The organism is Herpetosiphonaceae bacterium (genome assembly GCA_036374795.1).
Taxonomy (GTDB): domain Bacteria; phylum Chloroflexota; class Chloroflexia; order Chloroflexales; family Kallotenuaceae; genus LB3-1.
Genome location: DASUTC010000032.1, coordinates 1 through 1,298 on the forward strand (window position 1 = coordinate 1; position 1,298 = coordinate 1,298).

The window sequence follows — 1,298 nt, forward strand, 5'->3', positions numbered from 1 at the left end:
GGAGCGAAATGCCGGTTTTACCACGATCTCAGGTCAGCCGATCGAGCGGCTGTACACGCCGCTTGATATTGCCGATACCGATCCGATCGACGATATTGGCTTTCCGGGGCAATATCCCTTCACGCGCGGCATTCATCCCACGGGCTATCGCGGCAAGCTCTGGACGATGCGCATGTTCGCGGGCTTCGGCACGGCAGAGGAAACCAACGCGCGCTTCAAGTATTTGTTGAGCCACGGCCAGACCGGCCTGTCGGTGGCCTTCGACATGCCCACGCTCTACGGTCGCGACACCGATCATCCGCTGGTTGAGGGCGAGTTCGGCAAATGCGGCGTGGCGGTTTCGTCGCTGGCCGATATGGAGATCCTTTTCGACGGCATTCCGGTCGATAAGATCACGACCTCGATGACGATCAACTCGCCGGCGATCGTGATCTGGGCGATGTATATCGCCGCCGCCGAGAAGCGCGGCATTCCAATGGAACTGCTTGGCGGAACGCTTCAGAACGATATTTTGAAGGAGTACGCCGCGCAGAACGAGTACATCTTCCCGGTCGAGCCGTCGATGCGCATGGTCGTCGATACGATCGAGTTCGCGGCCAGACATATGCCCAAGTGGAATCCGGTTTCTGTGTCGGGCTACCACATCCGCGAAGCGGGCGCGACCGCCGCGCAGGAGTTGGCGTTTACGCTCGGCGATGGCCTGGCCTACGTCAAAGCGGCGGTCAAGCGCGGCCTGGACATCGACTCGTTCGCGCCCCGGATCTCGTTCTTCTTCAATGCCCACAACGATTTCTTCGAGGAGATCGCCAAGTACCGCGCGGCGCGGCGTATCTGGGCGCGGCAGATGAAGGAGGTCTTCGGCGCGAAGAGTCCGCGCTCGTGGTGGCTGCGCTTCCACACGCAAACTGCGGGCGTGTCGCTGACGGCGCAGCAGCCGGAGAATAACATCGTGCGCGTGGCGATCCAGGCGCTCGCCGCCGTGCTGGGCGGGACGCAATCGCTGCATACCGACGGCATGGACGAGGCGCTGGCGCTGCCGAGCGAGAAGGCGGTGACGATCGCGCTGCGCACGCAGCAGATCATCGCCGAGGAGAGCGGCGTCACCAACACCGTCGATCCGCTGGGCGGCTCGTACTTCGTCGAGGCGCTGACCAACGAGATGGAGCGGCAGTGTCTCGAATACTTCCGCCAGATCGGGGAGCAGGGCGGCATGGAGGCCGCGCTCGAAAAAGGCTGGATTCAGCGCGAGATCTCCGATGCGTCGTATCGCTTCCAGCGCGAGGTTGACGATGACCGAC

General features: G+C 62.6%; 1 protein-coding gene. It reads left to right on the forward strand.

Annotated elements, in window-relative coordinates; translation table 11 throughout:
- The coding region (locus VFZ66_01800) for a methylmalonyl-CoA mutase family protein (protein HEX6287889.1) at positions 1 to 1,298 on the forward strand (1,298 nt) is incomplete at both ends.